The sequence below is a fragment of the Salinicola peritrichatus genome, from assembly GCF_003206715.1.
Lineage (GTDB): Bacteria > Pseudomonadota > Gammaproteobacteria > Pseudomonadales > Halomonadaceae > Salinicola > Salinicola peritrichatus.
Window position 1 is genome coordinate 109,183 of record NZ_PZJU01000041.1, and the last position, 21,109, is coordinate 130,291.

The window sequence follows — 21,109 nt, forward strand, 5'->3', positions numbered from 1 at the left end:
CTCTACCCTTCTTCCGCCAGCCTGGCGAGCGTCGCCCGGAAATCACCGAGCCGGCGCTCGCCGTGGGCGTCGAGAGTGTCCGCCAAGGATTGGGATTTCTGTTCGGGAGCGCTGCGTCCCAGGGTCGACATGTCCTGCGCGGTGCGCACGATGCCCAGATCCTCGGGTGGCAGGCAGGCGTAGAGCGGCCGCCATTGCTCGCCGTCGCGCAGCTTGAGGCGCGGGTTGAGGATGTAATGGCCGCGCTGCAGCCGCACGAACAGCTTGCGGTTGTAGGGATCGCGCCCGTCGGCCTCGTTCTTGGACAGGATGCTGCTGATATAGGGGCGCTGCTTGCGCCGCGCCGGCAGCACGCGCTCGGGCAGCCCGGCCAGCCAATCGGCGAGCTGCTTGGCGGTGTAGGCATTGCCCCTCGCCTGCGCCGGGCCGAGATAGCGGTAGAAGAGGGCCGTCATCACGTGCAGCAGGAAGGTCTCCATCAGGCGCTGGTCGAGCTTGACCAGGCGCTGGTCGACCTGCAGCGAGACGCTTGCCGGTGCCAGCAGCGGATAAAGCGAGGCCAGCTGCTGGCGGGCGAAGGTTTCGTCGATGAATGCCTGTTCGAGGGCGAAGTGGAGTGCCGTAAAGCCGTTATTGGCGCGCAGCGTCGGATCCGCGCCACGCTCGAGCAGCGCCGCCACCAGTTCGGCGTTGCCGAGCCGGGCGGCGATCATCAGCGGCGTCAGGTTGAAGCGCGTGCGGTGATCGACGCCGTAGCGCTCGATCTCCTTGAACACCGCGCGTGGCTGGCTGAACGCGTAGGCCATGAAGCGGTTGCGGTTGAGCTGGCTCACGGCCTTCGCCTCGCCGCTCAGCGCCGGTTTGAAGCCGGCCGCCTCGAGGGCGTTGAGCGTCGGCCGGTGGTGGTGGATCAGGGCGTATTCCAGCGCTTCCAGGCGCGCCTTCTTGCCACCGTCGTCGGCCAGCGCCGCCGTGCGCAGTTCGGCGAAGGCGGCGCGGTCGAGCACCTGCCAGGGCACCGGCTGCTGCTTGAGTACCTGGCTGCGGATCGCCTCCGCCTGCTCGGCCTTGCCCTGCAGCTCGAGCCGGCGCGCCTCCTGCTGCCACTCCTCGACCGAGGATTCCTCGCTCTGTTCGAGGCTGAGCGTGTCGTCGAGGTGTTCGAGCTTGAGCAGTCCGAGCAGCGGGTGCGCGGGGTCGGATTCGACCAGGTAGACGTTGCGCACCGCGCGGGTCAGCGCCACATAGAGGGCGTTGATGTAGAATTTGTAAACTTCGAGCGACTTGTCGCGCTTGTCCCGCGGCCGCGCATAGTCGAGGCTGTCGCGCTCCAGCGCGGCGGGATCGACGCCGGCGGCGATGTCACGGAAGGCCTTCGCCTCGCCGCCGACGACGTCGTAGAGAATGACGTTATCGTACTCGAGCCCTTTCGCCTCCTGGATCGCGAACACCAGCGGCGTGCTGAACCAGCGCCGGGCTTCGGCCTTTTGCTCCGGGTGCATGACGATCACTGCGAATCGCGTCGAGCGGGCGGTACGTGCGTCGAGATCGCGCTTGACGGCGTCGCTGGCGGCGAGCAGCTGCAACTGGCCGGGTTGGCGGCTGACGCTATGCACCAGGTAGTGGCTTTCGCGATCCACCGAGCCGAAGCGCGCCTGCTTGAGCTTGAGGATGCGGTTGGCGGCCTCGGTCACCACCGCGGCGTTGCGGTAGTTGGTGTGCAGCACACGCACGATCTCGCCGTGGCCGGTCAACGCCTGCTCCTGGAAGAACAGCGACTTGACGCTGGCCCAGGAGAAGAAGTTGGGGTGGACGATCTGGTTGGCGTCACCGCTGAGCAGGAAGGCGCCGGGCTCGCGCAGCGCCTTGAGGATCAGGTAGAGCTGTACGGTGGTAATGTCCTGAACCTCGTCGACCACCACGAAATCGTAGCGTGGCGCGACCCGGGCGAGGTGGTGGTGGGCGACGATATTGGGGTCGTAGAGCCCGGCCTCGTCGAGAAATGCCAGGTACTTCTCGAACAGGTCGTAGACCCTGGGCCGCTCTTCCTCGGCGAAGATCGACTGCTTGACGCCGAGTTCGAGATAGGCCTCGCGCGAGCGCCAGCCGCCCTCGCTGAGCGGGCCGGTGATTACGCCGCGGAACTCCTCGAAGAGCGTGTGGGCGTCGCTCAGGTGGCTGCCGCGGCGGTGACGCTCGAACCAGCCCTGGAAGTCGCGCAGCGTCACTTCGCGCCCCGCCGGCACGTGGATGCTCTCGAGCAGCTCCTGGAAGGAGAGGAAGGTGGCTTCCTGATCGGGATTGTCGTAGTCGTGGGCGTAGTAGAGGTCGCGGGCGTTGTGGACCAGATAGGACGACAGGCTGACATAGAGCACGTCGCCGATGGCCTCCTTCATCTTCTCGAGCAGCAGCGCGGTCTTGCCGCTGCCCGCCGAGCCGACGATGACCAGCGGCGGCGGTAGCTCGAAGATCGCCTGCTGGTCGTCGTCGAAGGAGAGGATCTTGTCGAGCAGATGAAAGCGCTCGCGCTCGGGGTGCAGATAGGGCGCCTCCGGCACCTCGCCGGCTGCCGGCGTCTCGAGCGCCGGGATTCTGGCCTCGTCGATCGACGCGTTGCCGGCCAGAAAGCGCGAGCGATCGTAGGCATGGTTGGCGATGTGCTCGAGGATCAGGCAACAGGTTTCGCCGCCATGACGGTAGAGACTGAACAGCAGCCGGTCACGCTTGTTCAGCCGGGCGCGGTAGAGGTTGTCACCCACCTTGCGCACGTCCGCCTGGGTGAAGTCGTCGCGCTCGAGGGCCTGACGGACCTTGTCGAAACCGGCAATGCGGTGCGTCTCGAGAGCGTTGTAAAGCAGTATGCGCATGAAGAGGTACCTTGTTGTCGACGGCGGTCAGGCAGGGAGGCGAGACAGTTCGCTTTTCTCGAGCGGCAACAGTTGCCCCCGTTCGAGCCGATAGACATGATCGGCGGCCTGTACCAGCGCGGGCTGGTGAGAGACGGCGATAATGGTGAGTTCGCTCTTGAGGCTCTGCAGGGTCTTGCTGATCGCTGCCTCCGCTTCCATATCGAGGGCGCTGGTCGCTTCGTCGAGGATCAACAGCTTGGGTCGATGGGCCAGGGCGCGGGCAATGACAATGCGCTGGCGCTGGCCTCCCGATAACCGCGAGCCGCGCTCGCCCACCGAACTCTGCATCCCTTCGGGCATCTGGCCGACGAACGACCAGGCGTCGGCCTGGCGCAGCGCGCGTTCGGCGTCCGCCTCGGTCAGGGTAGGATCGCCGAGCGTGACGTTGGCCAGCACGCTATCGTGCAGCAGCAGCGTCTCCTGCGGCACATAGCCGATCAGACGCCGCCAGGCGAGCCGGTCGATCCGCGCGATCGGCACGCCGTCGATACGGACCTGACCGGCGCTGGGCTCCAGCAGCATGCACAGGATATCGAGCAGGGTGGTCTTGCCGGCGCCGGAGGGGCCGATCAGCGTGATGAACGAGCGCGCCGCAATGGTCAGGTCGGTCTCGTTGAGAATCGCGTGGTCGCCATAGTGAAAGCGTACCTTCTCGAAGGTAATGCCACGTTCGAGGGTCGGGTTCAAGTCGCCGCTGACGGGCTCGGCGTTGTCGCGCGCCGCCTGCACCGCATCCTTCAGCGCCCAGTAGGCGCTCTCCTGGGTCTGCATCTGCTGATAGCGCCGCTGCAGCTGGTTGAGCTGCATCACTATCCTAGCCAGCAGGAACACCATGACCATCACCGACGGCAGCGACAGCCCCCACACGACCAGGGCCAGATAGAGGCCAACGGCAATGAACAGCGTCAGGATCGGCTCCTGAAAGGCCTTCATCCCCTCGCGGGCCAGCACCTGACGCTCCATGGCGCGGTTGAGACGATGGGTCTGGCGCTGCAAAAGCGCGTCGGCGACATCGTAGCGTGCCATCGCCTTGAGCGGCTTGACCGAGCCCAGCGTATCGGTCAGGCGTGACAGCAGTTCACGCATCAGTCGGGTCTGCTTCTTGCCGGCACGCTTGGAAGCGCGCACCAGCCGATACAGCATGAGCGACATCAGCACGCCGAGTCCCAGCGAGACCAGCGTCGCCTGCCAGCCGATCATCAGCGCGACAATCGCATAGACCACCACCTGAATGAACAGGGCAATGACGTTGGCACAGTGTTCATAGCCAGTGGCGGCGCGGGTAGCCTCGGTAGCCACCGAGTTGGCCATGCCGCCGGTGGGCTGGCGCAGATAGTGCTCCCAGCGGCTGGCCAGCAGCGAGTGGATCAGTTCGAGGCGCAGGTCGGTGGCGACCCGCGCGACCGTGTAGCCGACCTGGCGGTTGGCCAGCAGCACCAGCGCGCTCTTGAGCGTCATGCCGATGACGATGATCGTCAGGATGACGCCGATGGTGGTCGGCAAGCCGATGGCGTCCATGATGGCGAGCACCTTCTGTGAGAAGGCGTTAGGATGATCGTCCTGGCCGAGCGCCACCGATAGCAGCGGCAACACCGTGGTCAGGCCGATCCCTTCAGCGATGCCTGCGAACAACAGGCAGATCAACATGATGATCGTGCGTTGCGGGTAAAGGCGAAAGAATGCGAAAAGCAGACGCATGTGCGAGTCCGTGGGCGGTCATGACGACCGCCGGTGTTCACTCGTGCCCGTGATGGTCGAGCATGGGTTTCAGGGCGGCGAAGGCGGCGATGATCCGGTCGATCTGGGCCGTGTCGTGGGCCGCGCTGACGCTGATGCGCATCAACGCCCGACCGCCCGGCGTGGCCGGCGGCAGGACCAGATTGACATAGACGCCACGCTCGAGCAGCCCGTGCCAGAAGGCGACCCCTTGCTGAGGTGATCCCAGCAGCGTGGCGACCACCGGGCCGGGCTCCGGCCCCAGTTCGAAACCGAGCCGTGCCAGTCCGTGATACAGACGCTCGGCATTGGCCCACAGCTGGCGGCGCAGCGCCGGGCGGCTGGCGACGATATCGAGCGCGACACGCACCGATGCGATCGTCGCCGGGGACGGCGAGGCAGTGAAGATGTACGGCCGACTGGCGTAGCGGATCATGTCGAGCTGCGGATGATGGCTGACGGCGAAGCCGCCGATGGCGCCCAGGCTCTTGCTGAAGGTGCCGACCACGAAGTCGACGTCGGCCTCGACGCCTTCGGCCTCGGCCAGGCCGCGCCCATGGGCGCCCAGCACCCCCAGCGAGTGGGCCTCATCGACCAGCAGGTAACCCCCATGGCGGCGCTTGACGGCGACGATCTCGCGCAGCGGTGCCTGGTCCCCCAGCATGCTGTAGATGCCTTCCACCACGATCAAGGCATTGGCGGTGCGTTCGCCCAGACGGCGCAGGCGTTTCTCGAGATCTCCGGCGTCATTGTGACGAAAGCGGATGATGTCGGCACCAGTGAGGCGGCAGGCATCGTAGATGCTGGCGTGACAGTCGGCGTCGAGCACGATGACGTCGTCGGCACCGGCCAGGGTACCGATCAGGCCGAGATTGGCCATGTAGCCGGTGGAGAATACGACCGCCGAGGGACGCGCGAAGAAGCGCGCCAGCTCTTCCTCGAGGCGGGTGTGGCTGACGTAGCTGCCGTTGGCCATGCGCGACCCGGTGGTGCCGGTGCCTTCTTGATCGAGAGCGTCGTGTGCCGCCGCGATGCAGTCGGGATCGAAAGTCAGTCCCAGGTAGTTATTGGTGCCGGCGAGGATCACCGACCTGCCGTCTACGCGCCCTTCGGTAGGCGACAGGACTTCATCGATGCGCGTGCCGATCGGGCTGGGTTCTGCCTGGATCAAGGCGTGGCGCGCATCGCTCAGAGACTGGAATTTATCGAACAGGGACATCATTGGCTCTCGAGCAGCTTATTGATCGCCTGGGCCAACTGGTTGGGCGTGCGGATATCGGCGAGGATGTTCAGAGGGACGGAGATGTCGAATTCGTCTTCGGCATCCAGCATGAGATCCATCACCTTGACCGAGTCGAGCCCCAGCTCGCTGACCAGGTCGATGTCGGGGTGAAGATTGCTGTCCGGCGGCGCCAGGCGTTCGAGATGCGCCATCAATCGCTCGAGGATCTGTTCATGTTGCGGCATGCGTGCTATGTCCGTTGCTGGCGGCGTGCGCCACGTTGAATGTCATGAAAAAGCAGGGTAGTGGAAAAGCCGGTGGCACGGTCAGTCCACCGCCCACTGCCGACGATCGCCAAGCGCCTGCTCCAGCGTGATCTGCGGTGCCCACCCGGTCGCGCGGGTAAACGCATCATTATGGCATGTCCAGTCGTGATGTCGCAGCTCGCGGGCCTTGCCGGGTGTGAGCATCGGCGAACGGTGCAGCCCGCGCGCCAGCATCAGGTTGACCAGCGCCATGCCGTGCAAGAGGCCGGCGGGAATCGGCAGGCGGCGCACCGGAGCGCCGCGCACGGCAGCGCCGATCGCGGCGATGCGCGGCCAAGTGTAGCCGCCCGGGTAGCCATCGTGAAGCTCGAAGGGACCGCCGTCGGCGGGAGCGCCAGCCGGGGAGTGACGCAGCCAGGCCATCACTGCGGCCACCAGGTCGTCGACATGCAGAAACGACAGGCGCGCCTCGCGCGGGCCGGTCATCGGCAGCCAGCCGCGCATCAGCATCTCGAACAGAGGTTGTAACTCGCGGTCGCCGGGTCCGTAGACCGCCGTCGGGCGAAATACCGTCACCGCCGGCCGCGCTGCCGATGCGACTTGCTGCTCCGCCTGACGCTTGGAGGCGGCATACCAGGAGAGTTCGGGATGGCGCGCGGCCAGCGAGGACATCAACAGCAGGCGGGCACACCCCTGACGCTGCGTCGCCTCGAACAGCCGACGGCTACCGTCGACATTGATGCGCCGGAACGTGGCGTCATTGGCGCCACGCACCGCGCCGGCGCAATGGATGACGGCCCCCGCCCCAGCGACCAGCCGCTCCAGCGCCGTCGTATCGTCGAGCGACCCGCTGACCCAGCGGATATGCGGGTCTTCCGGCTCGGCTGGCACGCGCCGTGTCAGGGCATGCACTTGCACGCCATCGCTGACCAGCCGGGCGAGCAGCCGGCGGCCGATGAAGCCGGTGGCTCCGGTAAGCGCGACACTCGTGGCCATGGGGATCAGGGCGCCCCGGTCCCGGTCAGCGACGCGGCTGGCGGTGCCAGCCCCAGCGACTCGCCACCGTCCTGCAGGTAGCGTCTGCACGCCTCGCTGCGCGAAAGCTTGCCGGACGACGTGCGCGGCAGCGAGCGGGGGGGGAGCAGGACGACACGGCACGCGACACCGAAATCGCTGCGAATCAGGCTGGTCAGCTCATTGACCAGGTCGCGTCGACGTTGCGCATCGCTGAGATGGCACTGAACCAGCATGACCACCGCCTCCTCGTCTTCCGCCGCCGCCGTGAACGCGACGACATCGCCATGCCGGATGCCCTGGCAACGCCCGGCGAGATGCTCGAGATCCTCGGGCCAGATGTTGCGGCCGTTGACGAAGATCAGGTCGCGATGACGCCCGGTGATGAACAGCCCCTCCGGCGTCAGGTAGCCCAGATCGCCGGTGTCGAGCCAGCCGTCACGGAGCACCTTGGAAGTCTTTTCGGGATTCTGGAAGTATCCCGACATGACGCTGGGGCCGCGCACGGTGACGCGGCCTACCGCACGCTCGGGCAGGGGTTGCCCCTGCTGATCACGAATCACGATGTCATGGCCGGGCAGCGCATGACCGCAGTTGACGAAGCGGGTAACGGCCATATCGCCACATGCCGAGGCCGGGCGGGCGTGAGCATGATGCTCGAGATGGGCACGGTCGATGCGCTCGACGGCGATGCCCTGACCGAGCGGCGCAAAGCTGACCGCCAGGGAGCATTCCGCCAGACCGTAGCAGGGCAGAAAGGCCTGCGAGTCGAAGCCGGCAGGCGCGAAGCATTCGGCGAAACGCTCGAGAACATCGGTACGCACCGGCTCGGCGCCGACGCCGGCGACGCGCCAGCTCGACAGGTCGAGACGTTCGAGATCGCCACTGCGCAGGCGGCGAGCGCAGATGTCGTAACCAAAGGGCGGCGCAAAGGCGATGGTGCCGCGGTTGCGGCTGAGCAGCGCCAGCCACTGCATCGGTCGCATGGCGAATTCGCGCGCGCCCAGATAATCCACCGACAGCTGTGATGCCATTGGCCCGAGGACGAAACCGACCAGTCCCATGTCATGGTAGAACGGCAGCCACGAGACGCAACGGTCGTCCGGGCGCACCCCCAGGCCATGGGTGACGATCCCGCGCAGGTTGGCCATCACGGTGGCCTGATCGATCATCACGCCACGCGGAAAGCCGGTACTGCCCGAGGTGTACTGCAGATAGGCCAGCTCATCCGGCCGCGACGGCTCGAGAGGCTGCACATTGGCGTCGAGCCGATGAAACGCCTCGCCATCACCGCTGAACAGCAGCTCGAATTCACTGCCGGCCTCCGTCAGGAAGGACTGCATCTCGGCAGGCGCAATCGCAACGCGGGCCTCGCAGCTGCGCAGCAGGCGCGCGAGACGTTCGACATAGCTGGCATGGTTGCCGAGGCTCATGTTGATCGGCAGCGGCACGGGAACGAAGCCCGCATACTGGCAACCATAGAAGATTTCCATGAACAGCGGGCTGGTATCGGCGATAATGGCCACCTTGTCGCCCCGTTTCAGCCCCAGGCGACACAGGCGGTAAGCCGCCGCCAGGGCACGCTGGCGCAGCTCGGCGTAGCGCAAGGGGGCGATGAGACGGCCACGGCCATCATGAAAGTTGTAGCCCGTCACACCCTGCGCGGCATAGTCGAGCGCTTCGGCCAGAGTGGTGAAATCGGCCAGCCGCTGGGGAAGCGGGTTCCGTGTTGACGTTTTGGTGATATAGAGTTCGGTCATTATTGAGGAGAGTCTCGATCATCGAAGCAGAGGGGGTTGTTATAAAGACAATGCGTAGCCGTTGGACACACCATAGTCAGTGGTAGTGTCCCGGATGGCCTTGACCGGCTCGATATACCTTTGTTTCTGCGCGCGGTGTGACACAGACCTTCGATCTGCCGGCGGCGATCCTGGAGGCTGCGGCATGTCATACAATGGTCATGCCCAATACTGCATGATCGTTGACTGTATCCGTGCATTGAGCGCAGCGTCGCTGGCATTGACGACATCCAGCCTGGGGGGGCCGGGCCAGCCGGCATCGGCGAAATCATGGCCATCGAACGTGCGTGGCGTCGCGTAGCGAGGGACCACATGAAAATGGACGTGAGGATCAACCATCATCAGCATCAGGTAATTGATCTTGTCGTAGGCAAAAGCCTGGCCCAGAGCGGCTTCGATGTCGGCAGTCACCTCGGCCAGCTCGGTGAATGCCTCGCGGGGCAGGTCGGGAAAGGCAGTTTCCGGTCCCTTGGCAATCAGCACCAGCGCGCCCACGGTCACTTGGGCCTCGCGAAACAGCACGCTCCAGTGGCGATAGTCATGCACGATATTGCCGGGAGCGCCGAACTTCACCATCGTCGAGTTCGGCTCGGCTTGTGGTTGCGTACTCACGATCCTTGTCTCACCTCTGCTTATTGTATTCCCAGTATAACGAACAAAACCTTAATGATGTCTTAACATATTTAGCAGGCTACTAGAAATCATCGGACAGCCTTCTTCCTTTTTCATGGTAGTCGCAGACGCCTTCGCGTTGCAGTGATGCGTGAAGATACCTATGATGCGGCATCCGATGCAAAATTCCTAAAGCGATCCGCTTGTCTGGCTACGGCTTTCGATCGCCTCCCATCCCGCCGAATTCCGTTGTCGCGCTGCATCATGCTGCTCGGTGTGAGGCGATGGCATGCTTAAGGCTTCACGTGAATAGTAACGCTCCTTCCGAAGTGCGTGTCTCTTCCGACACTCATCATCACGCCGCCCCCCGTCACTCGCCTGCCGAGATCGACGTCAGGCCGGTCAAAGGGCGCCGGGATCTGGCTACCTTCGTGCGTTTGCCGGGCGACCTGCTGCGGGATGATCCGCAATGGGTTGAACCGCTGCACCTGGAGCGACGCCTGCATCTGACCAAGAACCCGGCCTTCGACCATGTCACCTGGCAGGGATTCATCGCCTGGTCTGGCGATAGACCGGTAGGGCGGATCAGTGCCCAGACTGACAGCCTCCACCGCCAGTATCACGGCGCTGATAGCGGCCATTTCGGCATGCTCGACGCCATCGACGACCCCGCCGTGTTCGCGGCGCTGTTCACCGCTGCGGAGACCTGGCTGCGCGAGCGTGGCGCGCGGCACATAACCGGTCCCTACAACTTGACCATCAACGAGGAGTGCGGATTGCTGGTTGACGGTTTCGAGTGGCCGCCTTCGATGATGATGGGACATGCCGGGCGCTACTATGCCTCCCACGTCGAGGCGCAAGGCTATACGCCCGCCAAGGATCTGCTCGCCTATTGGATGTCGACACGTGGCGTGAATTTTACGCCAACGATGAGGCGCATGATCGATCGTCGGCGCGAACGAATTCACCTACGCCCCCTGCGTCGCGACCGCTTCGACGAAGAACTCGATATTCTACGCGACATTTTCAACGACGCCTGGGCAAAGAACTGGGGATTCGTACCGTTCACCGAAGCCGAATTTAACGAGTTGGGCACCAGCCTGAAGATGCTGGTGCCGCCGGAGTTGATCCAGATCGCCGAGATCGACGCCAAGCCCGTCGCGTTCATTGTCGGCTTGCCCAACCTCAACGAGGCGATCGCGCCACTGCACGGACGTTTGTGGCCGGTGGGTTGGCTGCGTCTGCTATGGCGACTCAAGGTGCGCAGGCCAAAGACCGGACGCGTGCCGCTGATGGGGGTACGCAGTGAATACCAGTTCAGTCGCCTCGGGCCGACGCTTGCCCTGGTGTTGATCGAGTCGATCCAGGCGTCGCTCATCCGCCATGGCATCGAAGCCGTGGAAATGTCCTGGATACTCGAGGACAACGCTGGCATGCGAAATATCCTCGAGCATATCGGAACCGACCTCTACAAACGTTACCGTCTCTATGAAAAGCATCTCTGAAGGGCAGATTGCGGCCGTGGTGCTGGCGGCGGATCGCGGCGCCGACGATCCGGTCACGCGGGAGGCCGGTGTCGCCTGCAAGGCGTTGACACCGGTCGCCGGTGTACCGATGCTGCGTCGCGTGTTCGGCGCGCTCGACGGCAGTGCGCGTATCGCGCGTATCTGTCTGGCCGGACCGTCGGCGGCGATCATCGAACACGATCCGGTGCTTGGCGAGCTGCTTAGCCGCGACGATGTGAGCTGGGTGGAGAATGCCGCGACGCCCAGCGCCAGCGTCGGCGCCGCCCTGCGGTCGCTGCCCGATGACGTGCCGGTCATGGTGACCACCGCCGATCATGCCCTGTTGACGCCGACCATCGTCACCGCGTTTGTCGGTCGCGCCCTGGCCAGCGATGGCGATTTCGTGGTGGGCGTGGCACGCCTGGAGACAGTGACGAGGCGCTTCCCCGATACGCGACGCACGGCGATACGGCTGTCCGACGGTCCCTACTGCGGCTGCAACCTGTTTGTCTTCACCACACCGCAAGGCCGCGCGCTCGCCGACTTCTGGCGCCAGGTCGAGCAGCAACGCAAGCGGCCCTGGCGGGTCATCGGCGGAGCGCTGGGCTGGGGGGCGGTGCTGCGTTACCTGCTCGGACGTCTGACGCTCGAGCAGGCCCTGGACAGGCTATCCCGCCGGCTCGGCATACGCATCCGGGCCGTAGTGCTGGATCACGCCGAGGCGGCCGTCGACGTGGACACGCCTGCCGACCGGCAACTGGTCGAAGCGATTCTCGCCGGCGAACGCTGACCGGCTAGGAGCCTGGCAGCGCTCGCAGAAGCCGACGGGTCCGAGAAGGAGAGAAGACGTTCAGCCGCGCGCGGCCTCCACCGCCGCGTCACGGGTCTGCCAGCGAGTCACCAGAGCGCGCGCCTGCTCGAGATCCTTGGGAAAGTCGAGTTCCGCCCAGCGCAACCCCTCGATGGACTGGACGAAGATGTTGCCGCTTGCCGCGAGTTCATCGATCACGCTCAGATACCAGCGCTTGAGCGCCTCAGGGTCGTGCATGATGCGTTCCAGCGTGTCGCGGAACAGCGCCACGCCTGCGCCGCGGAAGGTCATCATGCCGATCGACTCGCCGTTTACCGTATCCAGATCGAGCGTCTTGCCGACCCGCACCAGGCGATCGCCGTGCAGGCTGACCTTCATGTCGTCGGCGTCATAGCGCGCCTTGCGGTCGATGGCCAGGGTGACCGGATGCTGCGGCGCCTCCAGCAAGCGTTCCACCACCGGCTGGTCGAACAGGGTATCGCCATTGAGCAGCAGGAAGTCTTCCCGCATCGCCTCGCGCGCCATCCAGCAGCTGGCCAAGTTATCGGCGACCTCATAGAAGGGGTTGAAGACGATATCGACCAGATCATCTGCATAGCGATCATGCAGGCATTGCGTCACTTGTTCGATGCCATAGCCGAGTACGACGGTGATCCGCTCGAAACCGGCGGCGAGCAGATGATCGATCTGATGTTCGATGACGGTCTTGTCGCCAAGGCGAATGAGACACTTGGGACAATGTTCGGTATAAGGCAATAGACGTTTGCCTTGGCCGGCGCTGAGAAGGATGGCTTGGCGTGGCCGCGAAGGATTCGATTGCTGCATGGTGGGTCGATGTCTCGTCTGTATGGTGCTGTGCATGAAGGCCGGGAAGGCGAGCGCCCGCTCCTTGGTGCTGAGAGCCAGGCGCTGCCTTTCGTTACGGCACTCGACTTTAGCAATTTTACCCTGCTCATTCACTTTTGAATGTATCATCTAGACCTGAACAAAGGCTTACCCGGTGGATACAGCTTCTGAGTGCAACACGGTTATTGAATCGAATCCAGTTTCCATTCGACCTGCCGCTACCCGACTTCTTTCCGCGTTACGGGACCGAAGCCCAGTGCCAAGTCGCGCTCGAACAGACGTGCAAGCGCCCGGCTTCACTCAGGTAGCGGTGCGTTGCCGTCAGGGTCCAGCGATCCACCTGGCGCGCGATGCGGAACAGCGTGTACCCGGCAGCCTTCGTCACGTCGTCGTTCGGCAGCAGCGAGGCCGAGGGCGCTCCGAACACCGCTGCCTGCCCGTGCGGCGTGGGCAGGCAGGCGTCCATGCGGCAATGGGCGTGACCATGCAGGACTAGCTCGACGCCCGCGCGTGCCAGTACGCGACGCAGCGCCGGCGCATCGGTGAGGCGTTTGCGCCAGTTCACGGCGTTGCGCTGTAACGGATGATGGATCAACAGGATACGAAAGCGACCCTCGCGCCCCGCCCGGTGCAGACAGCGCTCCAGGCGCACGAGCTGTGCATCACCAAGCGCGCCGGTAGCCAAAGGCCAGTGCGTGGGTATCGCCGTAGAGACGCCGATCAACGCGACCGGTCCACGATAGCGAACGAAGGGGAAGCGCGGCACAAGCGGTGCATCACTCGGTGCCGTTGCGTCGCCCATCGTTTCACGCATTTCATCATGCATGTAGTCACGCCACAGCCCGACGGTGCCGGCCCATGGCGCCGGTGCATAGGCGTCATGATTGCCGGGGACGACGGAGACGTCATGCGGTGCGCCCAGCGCTTGTAGCCACGTCAGCGCCTGACGACATTCGGCAGGCGTGCCAAGATGCGTCAGGTCGCCGGTCACGGCAATGTGGTCGGGCGCCGCACCGCGCAGGTCGTCGACAAGCGTCGCCAGCACCTCCGCCCGATGCACGTGCCGGCGCTTGCGTCGCCAAGCCCAGTATCCTAAGGCACGCTTGTTGAACAACTCTTTCCATGGCGGCATGTCGAAAGAGGTCAGATGGGGGTCGGAGAGATGCGCCAGGCACAGCGACATATCTTGCCCAGCGAAAATCGGGGGTGCCTTCGTCGTCATCGGCATAATATAATCGCAGGATTTTGAAAGGAAAAGGATCATTGGTGGCATGATGACGATACGCGTATATTTCGAAGAGGATTCGCCTGTCCAGTTATGGGGTCTGACGCCTCGTCAGCGGCTGGTGAAATCGCTGGCACCGCTGTCCAACGTGATCCTCGCGGATGACGCCACGTCCCCCGGGTCCGGCAGCGATCAGCCCGGCACCGATATCCTCGTTCTGCGCGCCGACTACATTTACGATCAACGCGTGCTGAATGGCCTGCTGGATAGCCAAACCGGGCAACTCGCGCTCACTGACCCCAGCGATGACAGCGTAGTCGCCGTACGGGCATGCGCCGATCAGTGGCCGCCGAATACGCGCCCCTCCCTGGCCAATGGGCCATTGTCGGCGTTGAAACGCTTGGCGCCTCCCGCCGTGGCCAGCAGCGAGCAGTCGAAACTGCGCAAGTTCGATACGCCCTGGGTGGCCCGGGTGTCGGCGTCGGCACGCCGACGTCTCGAAAACGCCCTGTTCAGTGCCGCCTACAAGGGCGTGACCGATCTCGTCACCAAATGGGCCTGGCCGCTGCCGGCACGCGCCGTCACCCGGCTATGCGTGCGCTGGGGGCTGCGGCCCAATCACGTGACGTCGCTGAGCTACGTGCTGGCGATCTTGGCCGGGGTGCTGTTCGGGTACGGCGAGTTCGGCGCCGGCCTGCTCGCCGGCTGGATCATGACCTTCCTCGATACGGTGGACGGCAAGCTGGCCCGCGTGACGTTGACGTCGAGCCGCTTCGGCAACGTTTTCGATCACGCCTTGGACCTGGTCCACCCGCCGTTGTGGTACATCGCCTGGGGCGTTGGCCTGGCCGCCGGCACCGCGGATGTGACGATGCTGTTGTGGCTGACCGTGATCGGCTATGTCGGCGGACGCTTGTGCGAGGGAGGGTTCAAGTTCGCGGCGCCATTCTCGATGTTCACCTGGCGCCCCTTCGACTCGGTCAACCGCCTGGTCACCGCGCGCCGCAACCCCAATCTGATCCTGTTGACGCTGGCCTGGTGGGCAGGCTTGCCCTATATCGGCCTGGTCCTGGTCACGCTCTGGACACTGCTCTCGACACTGGTCCTGGCGGTGCGCCTCGCGCAAGGGCTGCTGGCCCGCGCCAAGGGCGAGCCGCCTCGGGCCTGGCTATACAGCGACGACCCGCGCGCCGGACGCCATCCGCTGATGGTACGCTGGTTCACCTTTCCCGCCATCCGCTCGGGCGGGTAGGGTACCTCCGATGCTTCATCCCGCTGATCTCCCGCGCCGGGTTGGCGTATTGTGCAATCCGCACAGCGGGCGCAACCGCCGCCATCTGGAGGCGATCCGCCGCATTGCCGAGCAGCAGGCGGCGTTGTTCGTCTATCACGAGGCCACGACGCCGGAGGCGATTGTCGAGACGTTGCGTGCGTTTCATGCCGAACGTGTCGAACTGATAGCGGTGGTGGGGGGTGACGGCACGCTGCAGGCGGCCCTGACCGGCCTGCTGCGCGACCTGGCACTACCGGCCGAGACCTTGCCGAAGCTGCTGGTAATTGGCGGTGGCACGACCAACATGAGCGCCGCCGATCTCGGCACGCGCTGCCAGCCGCCTGTCGCGCTGACCAGGCTGGCGGCTTGGCTCGAACGCAGGGGCCCGGAGCCGCACTCCTGTTCCCGCCCCCTCGTGCGCCTGGCGCTGGGGCGCCCGGAGGCGGCGCAGTATGGTCTGTTCTTCGGTAGCGGCGCGATCCAGACCGGCGTCGACTACTTCAACAGCCGGGTACGTTGCGGTCCGGTAGCGGGCGCATGGGGGCCACGCCTGGCCTTCCTGCGGGTAATGGTGTCGATGCTGCGTGGCCGGCCCCATCCGCTGCTGCCTGCTGCGTCGTGCCGGCTGGTGCTGGATCGCGACGAGGTGCTGGAAGGCCGTTACCTGCTGGTACTGGTATCGACCCTCGAGCGGCTGCTGCTGGGCTCGCGACCGTTCTGGGGAGAACAGTCCGCGCCGCTGCATTTTACCGCCGTACGCTACCCACCGCGCGCTCTGTGGCGGCGCCTGCCGGCCATTCTGCGCGGGCGTGGCGGCCGCGCCGTACGCGACGGGGAAGGCTATGCCAGCCGCAACCTGACGTCGCTGCGTCTGGAGCTCGATGCAGGCGGCATCCTCGACGGTGAACGCTTCCGCGCCGAACCTGGCGAGGCCATCGAGCTATCGGCGACGCTGGCGATCGATTTTCTCGTCTTCCCATGATTTTCTCGTCCATCCTCCGAGGCCCCATGCGAACCCTCCATTTATCTCCGCCCGCGGCGCTGGTCGCTCAGGTGGCCGAACAGGCCGCCCGTCCGCAGCCTGAGGGGGTGGCACCGCTGGTGGCCCGCGTGCAGGAGCGTTTTGGTCAGGCTACCTGCGCGGTGCTCTTCTACGGCTCCTGCCTGCGTAGCCACGATCCGGGTGATGGCGTGGTCGATCTCTATGCGCTGGTCGACCGCTACGCCGCCGTCTACGATCGCCGTCTGCTGCGGCTGGTCAACGCCTGGCTGCCACCCAACGTGTTCTATCTCGAGGCACAGGATGCCCAGGGGCGGCGCCTGCGCGCCAAGTGCGCGGTCATCACCCTCGATGACTTCGCACAGGGAGCGACACGCTGGTTCGAAAGCTATCTGTGGGGGCGCTTCGCCCAGCCCTGTCGCCTGGCCTATTGCCGCGATGAAGTCACCCGGATGCGGGTGAACGACGCCTTGGCCGGGGCGGTGCTCGCGTTGTGGCGTGCCGCGCTGCCCTGTCTGCCGGACACCTTCGAGGCCGCCGAGGGCTGGCAGCAGGCCCTCGCGCTGAGTTACGGTGTCGAGCTGCGACCCGAAGGCGCATCGCGCCCGGCCTCGCTGCTGGCTGGACAGGAGGCGGAATACCGCGGGCGGCTGGCAGCGGCAGCCGAGGCGCTGCCCGGGCTGTCGGCGACCGGCAACGACCACTATCGCAATGTACTGGAAGCGGCACAGCGCCGCCGGGGACGACGCGTCTGGCGCTGGCGACGCCGACAGGGACATATCCTGCACATCGCCAGACTGATGAAGGCGGTTCTGACCTTTGAAAACGGTGTCGATTACATAGCCTGGAAGCTGGAACGCCACAGTGGCCGGCAAATTTCCGTCAATGACCGCTTGCGCCGCTATCCGTTGCTGTTCGGCTGGCCGCTACTGTGGCGGTTGCTGCGCGAGCGTGTGCTGCGCTGATATACGAGGAGACGAGCATCATGAAAGAGTCCTCACCCCCTCCAACTGAAGCAGGGCCTCCTGCCAAGCGCAGGAAGCCCTGGTACATCAAGACCGGGCGCAGGTTGCTGGTCTCGGTAGATCGCTTTATCGCCCGTCATTCCCGGGTAGGCGATCCCACCTTCTTCGATCCTGCCGAGTTTGCCTGGGTCAGTCCGCTGGAAGCCGAATGGCAGGCCATTCGTACGGAACTCGATGACATCCTGCGCGAGCGTGATGCGCTGCCAAATTTCCAGGACATTTCGCAGGACCAGGCACGCATCAGCCAGGATGATCGCTGGAAGACCTTCTTCTTCTACGGCTACGGTTATCGCATGGATGACAACTGCGCGCGTTGTCCCCAAACGACCCGCCTGATCGAAAGCGTGCCGGGAATGACGACCGCGTTCTTCTCGATCCTCGCACCCGGCAAGCACATCCCGCCGCATCGCGGCCCCTACAAGGGCGTGATGCGTTACCATCTGGGGCTGCGGGTACCGGAACCGCGCGAGCGTTGCCGCATCCGCGTCGGCGACGACACCGGCTACTGGCGGGAAGGCGGCAGTCTGCTGTTCGACGATACCTACGAGCACGAGGTGTGGAACGACACCGACGGCGTCAGGGTGGTGCTGTTTCTGGATGTCATGCGGCCTATGCGCTTCCCGGGCGCACTGGTCAACCGCTTGGTCTTCAATCTGATTCGCTTGTCGCCCTACGTGCAGCGCGCGCGCAGGAACCAGCAGCGCTGGTCGCAGCGCTAGCCTATGCCATGCTTGACGGTACCTGGGAGGGTATCGGCCGGACTGCGCTTTATCGACCGTCTTGACGAATTGATCGCTCTTGGCGAGATCTGGCCCGCCGGGCTTTGAGATTCCTTTGGCTATATCATGATGGCTGCCATGATCTGCGGTGTGCTGGTGCCAGTTGCGGTGTGAATGCCGGGGAATGCGTCACGGATCTCCTGAACGATGGCGAAGTTGACCATGTTTTTTTCGCGGTTCGGTCTTGCGATTCATTATGAGAATAATTTACATTTCACTTCGTAATGCCAAGCGAGGTGTTTATGTACGTCTGTCTCTGTGTAGGGGTCACCGACCGCGATATCGAAAATGCCGTTTCGGACGGTGCCCGCAGCTGGCGCGAAGTCCGCGAGACGACCGGCTGTGCCGGCCAGTGCGGCAAGTGCGCCTGTACGGGCAAGAGCATCATGCGCGAGGCGATCAGCCAGGAACTGACGATGGATCCGGATCTCGCCTACGCGGTATAAGCTGGATTACGAGTGCTTACTTATGCTGGCTTCGGGCTAAATAATTGTGAACGCCGAGCGTTGGTCGATATTCGTCTTTGCAGCTCGCAGCTCGCAGCTCGCAGCTCGTAGCTCGTAGCTCGTAACTCTCAGACGCAAGTCGTTATCAGCCGCGTTTCCATCTGCCAACGGCTTGCAGATGAGATCTTGTCGTAACCTACTGTAATAGTTGTCATTTATTCTCTCGCTGAGCGATACTGCCTCTATCGGATCGACGCTGCCGATTGTGGTAGCGTGGTCCAGACGGGAGAGCGTGGCCGGAACGTGCCTCCCCATCGCCAGAGACCAATCACTCGATGCGAATCGCTCGAGGCAATGAGGAGAATACGACAATGAAAGGCGACGCCAAGGTCATTTCCTATCTCAACACCGTGCTCGGCAACGAGCTGGTCGCGATCAACCAGTACTTTCTGCACAGCAAGATGTACAAGGACTGGGGCTTGAGCGTGCTGGCCAAGTGGGAGTACGAAGAATCCATCGAAGAGATGCAGCACGCCGACAGGCTGATCGAGCGCATCCTGTTCTTGGAAGGCATTCCCAACCTGCAGGATCTGGGCAAGCTGAACATCGGCGAGAACTGCCAGGAGATGCTCGAGAGCGATCTCAAGATCGAGCACAAGGCTCGCGCCGACCTGCAGGAAGCGATTCCCTACTGCGAATCCGTCCGCGACTACGTCAGCCGCGATCTGTTCATCAAGATCCTCGACGACGAAGAAGAGCACATCGACAAGCTCGAAGCGGAACTGGGCCTGATCGACAAGGTCGGCATCCAGAACTATCTGCAGAAGCACATGTTCACGACGGACAAGGAGTGAGGCGCGACGCCTGATCAGGCACGCACTTTACGCATACGCAAAAGCCCCGATGTCATCGACATCGGGGCTTTTTTGCTGTGGACCGCCGATTTTTCCGGCTCAGCCCAGCTCGTTGACCAGCAGTGCCTCGACGGCCTCGATGCGCTGGGTCAGCGTCTCGTCGTCGGCCGCGAGCACCGTGATGTGACCGATCTTGCGGCCGGGGCGGGGCGCCTTGCCGTAATCGTGCCAGCGGGTGCCGGGCAGAGCGAGCACGGCGTCGCGCTCGGGGAAGGCGCCGATCACGTTGAGCATCGCACACGGCGCCAGGCGTGCGGTCTCGCCCAGTGGCAGCCCGGCGATCGCGCGGACGTGGTTCTCGAACTGGCTGGTCACCGCGCCTTCGATGCTCCAGTGGCCGGAGTTATGCACTCGCGGGGCGATCTCGTTGGCGAGCAGCCCCGCCGCGGTGACGAAGAACTCGAACGCCATCACGCCGACATAGTCGAGTGCGTTCATCACCCGGCTGGCGTAGTCCTCGGCCTGGGCCTGCAGCGGATGGGATACCTGTGGCACCGAGCAGTGCAGGATGCCCTGGCGATGTTCGTTGCGGACCACCGGCCAGTGACGAATCTCGCCGTCACGGGCGCGTACCGCGATCACCGAGATCTCGTGATCGAAGTCGATGAAGCCCTCGAGGATCAGCGGCACGCCGCCGAGTTCGTCGAAGGCGCCGGCAACGTCTTCCGGTGTTCGCAGCACCTTCTGGCCCTTGCCGTCGTAGCCCAGGGTGCGGGTCTTGATCACCGCCGGCAGGCCGATTTCCGCGACTGCGGCGTCGAGATCGGCCTGGCTGTCGATCCGCGCGATCGGCGGCACGGCGATATCCAGCGAGCGGAACAGCGACTTCTCCAGCCAGCGATCGCGCGCCGTGGCCAATGCTTGGGCGGGCGGAAAGGCGGGACGCTGCTCGGCCAGGCGCTCGACGGCCTCGGCCGGTACGTTCTCGAATTCGAAGGTGATGGCATCGCAGGTCGCGGCCAGGGTCTCGAGCGCTGCCGCGTCCTGCCAGTCGGCCCGCACATGCTCGCCATGAACGGCCGCGCAAGGCTCGTCGCCAGGATCGAGGAAGGTGAAACGCAGGTTCAGCGGCGCGCCGGCCTGGGCGAGCATGCGCCCGAGCTGGCCGCCGCCGACGATTCCGATACGCATGATCAGCTCTCGCTCGTGTCGTCTACAGGACGGGGGTCGGGGGATTCGAGCACCTTGCGCGTCTGCTCGGCGCGGTAGGCTTCCAGCGCCTGGCGGATGTGCTCGTCATGGTTGGCCAGCATGGCGGCGGCGAGCAGCGCGGCGTTGATCGCCCCGGCACGGCCGATCGCCAGCGTCGCGGTGGGAATGCCGGCCGGCATCTGCACGATGGAAAGCAGCGAGTCGACCCCGGAGAGCGTGCTCGACTTGACCGGCACGCCGAGTACCGGCAGCCGCGTCTTGGCGGCGCACATGCCCGGCAGGTGAGCGGCACCGCCGGCGCCGGCGATGATCACTTGAAGGCCACGCTCGGCGGCGGTCTCGGCGTACTCGAACAGCAGATCCGGCGTGCGGTGGGCGGAGACCACCTTGGTTTCATGCTCGATACCCAACTGTTCCAGGGTCTCGACGGTATGGCAGAGAGTCGACCAGTCCGACTTGGACCCCATGATCACGCCGACGCGTACGCTCATGCTTCCTCCGGGAGTGTTCGACGGCCAGCCGCTGCTGGGCCACAAGGGCCGCCGCTTGGAAAGCAGCGTATTGTATCACCGTAAATCCAGCAATACAGAAATAC

The 21,109-nt window shown here is 64.4% G+C and carries 19 protein-coding genes; 8 read left to right on the forward strand and 11 right to left on the reverse strand.

The genetic code is table 11. The annotated features are described in order from the left end of the window. Window positions 1-2 precede the first annotated feature (2 nt). From DOM57_RS14935 to DOM57_RS14965, 7 genes are all read right to left on the reverse strand, one after another. Window positions 3-2,867 carry an ankyrin repeat domain-containing protein gene (locus DOM57_RS14935; protein ID WP_110649986.1) on the reverse strand — a complete coding sequence of 955 codons (2,865 nt, stop codon included), beginning with the start codon at window positions 2,865-2,867 and terminating at the stop codon, window positions 3-5. Window positions 2,868-2,894: 27 nt separating this feature from the next. Then, on the reverse strand, window positions 2,895-4,607 hold the full coding sequence (locus DOM57_RS14940) for an ABC transporter ATP-binding protein (RefSeq protein ID WP_110649987.1): 1,713 nt from the start codon (window positions 4,605-4,607) through the stop codon (window positions 2,895-2,897). A 37-nt stretch (window positions 4,608-4,644) separates the two neighbouring features. After that, window positions 4,645-5,844 (reverse strand): serine palmitoyltransferase, encoded by a 1,200-nt coding sequence (spt, locus tag DOM57_RS14945; RefSeq protein WP_204352984.1) that lies wholly within the window; start codon window positions 5,842-5,844, stop codon window positions 4,645-4,647. Further along, the gene (locus DOM57_RS14950; RefSeq protein WP_110649988.1) at window positions 5,844-6,092 is read right to left on the reverse strand and encodes an acyl carrier protein; all 249 of its coding nucleotides are present in this window, start codon (window positions 6,090-6,092) and stop codon (window positions 5,844-5,846) included. Before DOM57_RS14950 ends, spt begins: the two co-directional genes overlap by 1 nt. Window positions 6,093-6,173: 81 nt before the next feature. After that, the gene (locus tag DOM57_RS14955; RefSeq protein ID WP_110649989.1) at window positions 6,174-7,109 is read right to left on the reverse strand and encodes an NAD-dependent epimerase/dehydratase family protein; all 936 of its coding nucleotides are present in this window, start codon (window positions 7,107-7,109) and stop codon (window positions 6,174-6,176) included. A 5-nt stretch (window positions 7,110-7,114) separates the two neighbouring features. Beyond that, on the reverse strand, window positions 7,115-8,887 hold the full coding sequence (locus tag DOM57_RS14960; protein ID WP_110649990.1) for a fatty acyl-AMP ligase: 1,773 nt from the start codon (window positions 8,885-8,887) through the stop codon (window positions 7,115-7,117). Window positions 8,888-9,085: 198 nt separating this feature from the next. Beyond that, complete coding sequence (locus tag DOM57_RS14965; RefSeq protein WP_204352985.1) at window positions 9,086-9,538, reverse strand: HIT family protein; 453 nt, start codon at window positions 9,536-9,538, stop codon at window positions 9,086-9,088. 305 nt (window positions 9,539-9,843) lie between these two features. On the opposite strand from DOM57_RS14965, the gene DOM57_RS14970 reads away from it, so the two are divergent. Both DOM57_RS14970 and DOM57_RS14975 read left to right on the forward strand, forming a co-directional pair. Then, a complete protein-coding gene (locus DOM57_RS14970; RefSeq protein WP_204352986.1) occupies window positions 9,844-11,043 on the forward strand; it encodes a hypothetical protein in 1,200 nt (399 codons plus the stop codon). Then, complete coding sequence (locus DOM57_RS14975; protein ID WP_110649992.1) at window positions 11,027-11,833, forward strand: nucleotidyltransferase family protein; 807 nt, start codon at window positions 11,027-11,029, stop codon at window positions 11,831-11,833. Before DOM57_RS14970 ends, DOM57_RS14975 begins: the two co-directional genes overlap by 17 nt. A gap of 60 nt (window positions 11,834-11,893) precedes the next feature. On the opposite strand, the gene DOM57_RS14980 is transcribed toward DOM57_RS14975, so the two are convergent. After that, window positions 11,894-12,679, reverse strand: coding sequence for a phosphocholine cytidylyltransferase family protein (locus tag DOM57_RS14980; RefSeq protein ID WP_110649993.1), 786 nt, complete (start codon window positions 12,677-12,679; stop codon window positions 11,894-11,896). 259 nt (window positions 12,680-12,938) lie between these two features. After that, a complete protein-coding gene (locus DOM57_RS14985) occupies window positions 12,939-13,922 on the reverse strand; it encodes a metallophosphoesterase family protein (RefSeq protein ID WP_162619560.1) in 984 nt (327 codons plus the stop codon). A gap of 52 nt (window positions 13,923-13,974) precedes the next feature. Here DOM57_RS14985 and DOM57_RS14990 point away from each other — a divergent pair, with 52 nt between their 5' ends. From DOM57_RS14990 to bfr, 6 genes are all read left to right on the forward strand, one after another. After that, the gene (locus DOM57_RS14990; RefSeq protein ID WP_071230013.1) at window positions 13,975-15,177 is read left to right on the forward strand and encodes a CDP-alcohol phosphatidyltransferase family protein; all 1,203 of its coding nucleotides are present in this window, start codon (window positions 13,975-13,977) and stop codon (window positions 15,175-15,177) included. Between the two features lie 10 nt (window positions 15,178-15,187). Beyond that, window positions 15,188-16,180: a diacylglycerol/lipid kinase family protein gene (locus tag DOM57_RS14995; protein WP_071229959.1), complete on the forward strand. Its 993-nt coding sequence runs from the start codon at window positions 15,188-15,190 to the stop codon at window positions 16,178-16,180. A gap of 26 nt (window positions 16,181-16,206) precedes the next feature. Beyond that, a complete protein-coding gene (locus tag DOM57_RS15000; protein WP_071230012.1) occupies window positions 16,207-17,163 on the forward strand; it encodes a hypothetical protein in 957 nt (318 codons plus the stop codon). Window positions 17,164-17,183: 20 nt separating this feature from the next. Next, complete coding sequence (locus DOM57_RS15005) at window positions 17,184-17,942, forward strand: aspartyl/asparaginyl beta-hydroxylase domain-containing protein (protein ID WP_083387136.1); 759 nt, start codon at window positions 17,184-17,186, stop codon at window positions 17,940-17,942. Window positions 17,943-18,244: 302 nt separating this feature from the next. After that, the gene (locus DOM57_RS15010) at window positions 18,245-18,448 is read left to right on the forward strand and encodes a bacterioferritin-associated ferredoxin (protein WP_071229958.1); all 204 of its coding nucleotides are present in this window, start codon (window positions 18,245-18,247) and stop codon (window positions 18,446-18,448) included. 371 nt (window positions 18,449-18,819) lie between these two features. Continuing rightward, on the forward strand, window positions 18,820-19,302 hold the full coding sequence (bfr, locus tag DOM57_RS15020; protein ID WP_071229957.1) for a bacterioferritin: 483 nt from the start codon (window positions 18,820-18,822) through the stop codon (window positions 19,300-19,302). A gap of 99 nt (window positions 19,303-19,401) precedes the next feature. Here the strand turns inward: bfr and DOM57_RS15025 are convergent, their stop codons facing one another. Continuing rightward, window positions 19,402-20,493 carry a 5-(carboxyamino)imidazole ribonucleotide synthase gene (locus DOM57_RS15025; RefSeq protein WP_110649996.1) on the reverse strand — a complete coding sequence of 364 codons (1,092 nt, stop codon included), beginning with the start codon at window positions 20,491-20,493 and terminating at the stop codon, window positions 19,402-19,404. Between the two features lie 2 nt (window positions 20,494-20,495). After that, window positions 20,496-21,005 carry a 5-(carboxyamino)imidazole ribonucleotide mutase gene (purE, locus tag DOM57_RS15030; RefSeq protein WP_110649997.1) on the reverse strand — a complete coding sequence of 170 codons (510 nt, stop codon included), beginning with the start codon at window positions 21,003-21,005 and terminating at the stop codon, window positions 20,496-20,498. Between the last annotated feature and the right edge of the window lie 104 nt (window positions 21,006-21,109).

Coding starts and splice junctions, on each gene's coding strand:
- DOM57_RS15010 (WP_071229958.1), top strand. CDS start 18,245: ATGTACGTCTGTCTCTGTGTAGGGGTCACCGACCGCGATATCGAAAAT.
- purE (WP_110649997.1), bottom strand. CDS start 21,005: ATGAGCGTACGCGTCGGCGTGATCATGGGGTCCAAGTCGGACTGGTCG.
- DOM57_RS14980 (WP_110649993.1), bottom strand. CDS start 12,679: ATGCAGCAATCGAATCCTTCGCGGCCACGCCAAGCCATCCTTCTCAGC.
- DOM57_RS14955 (WP_110649989.1), bottom strand. CDS start 7,109: ATGGCCACGAGTGTCGCGCTTACCGGAGCCACCGGCTTCATCGGCCGC.
- bfr (WP_071229957.1), top strand. CDS start 18,820: ATGAAAGGCGACGCCAAGGTCATTTCCTATCTCAACACCGTGCTCGGC.
- spt (WP_204352984.1), bottom strand. CDS start 5,844: ATGTCCCTGTTCGATAAATTCCAGTCTCTGAGCGATGCGCGCCACGCC.
- DOM57_RS14990 (WP_071230013.1), top strand. CDS start 13,975: ATGACGATACGCGTATATTTCGAAGAGGATTCGCCTGTCCAGTTATGG.
- DOM57_RS15000 (WP_071230012.1), top strand. CDS start 16,207: ATGCGAACCCTCCATTTATCTCCGCCCGCGGCGCTGGTCGCTCAGGTG.
- DOM57_RS14940 (WP_110649987.1), bottom strand. CDS start 4,607: ATGCGTCTGCTTTTCGCATTCTTTCGCCTTTACCCGCAACGCACGATC.
- DOM57_RS15025 (WP_110649996.1), bottom strand. CDS start 20,493: ATGCGTATCGGAATCGTCGGCGGCGGCCAGCTCGGGCGCATGCTCGCC.
- DOM57_RS14975 (WP_110649992.1), top strand. CDS start 11,027: ATGAAAAGCATCTCTGAAGGGCAGATTGCGGCCGTGGTGCTGGCGGCG.
- DOM57_RS14960 (WP_110649990.1), bottom strand. CDS start 8,887: ATGACCGAACTCTATATCACCAAAACGTCAACACGGAACCCGCTTCCC.
- DOM57_RS14985 (WP_162619560.1), bottom strand. CDS start 13,922: ATGACGACGAAGGCACCCCCGATTTTCGCTGGGCAAGATATGTCGCTG.
- DOM57_RS14935 (WP_110649986.1), bottom strand. CDS start 2,867: ATGCGCATACTGCTTTACAACGCTCTCGAGACGCACCGCATTGCCGGT.
- DOM57_RS15005 (WP_083387136.1), top strand. CDS start 17,184: ATGAAAGAGTCCTCACCCCCTCCAACTGAAGCAGGGCCTCCTGCCAAG.
- DOM57_RS14950 (WP_110649988.1), bottom strand. CDS start 6,092: ATGCCGCAACATGAACAGATCCTCGAGCGATTGATGGCGCATCTCGAA.
- DOM57_RS14995 (WP_071229959.1), top strand. CDS start 15,188: ATGCTTCATCCCGCTGATCTCCCGCGCCGGGTTGGCGTATTGTGCAAT.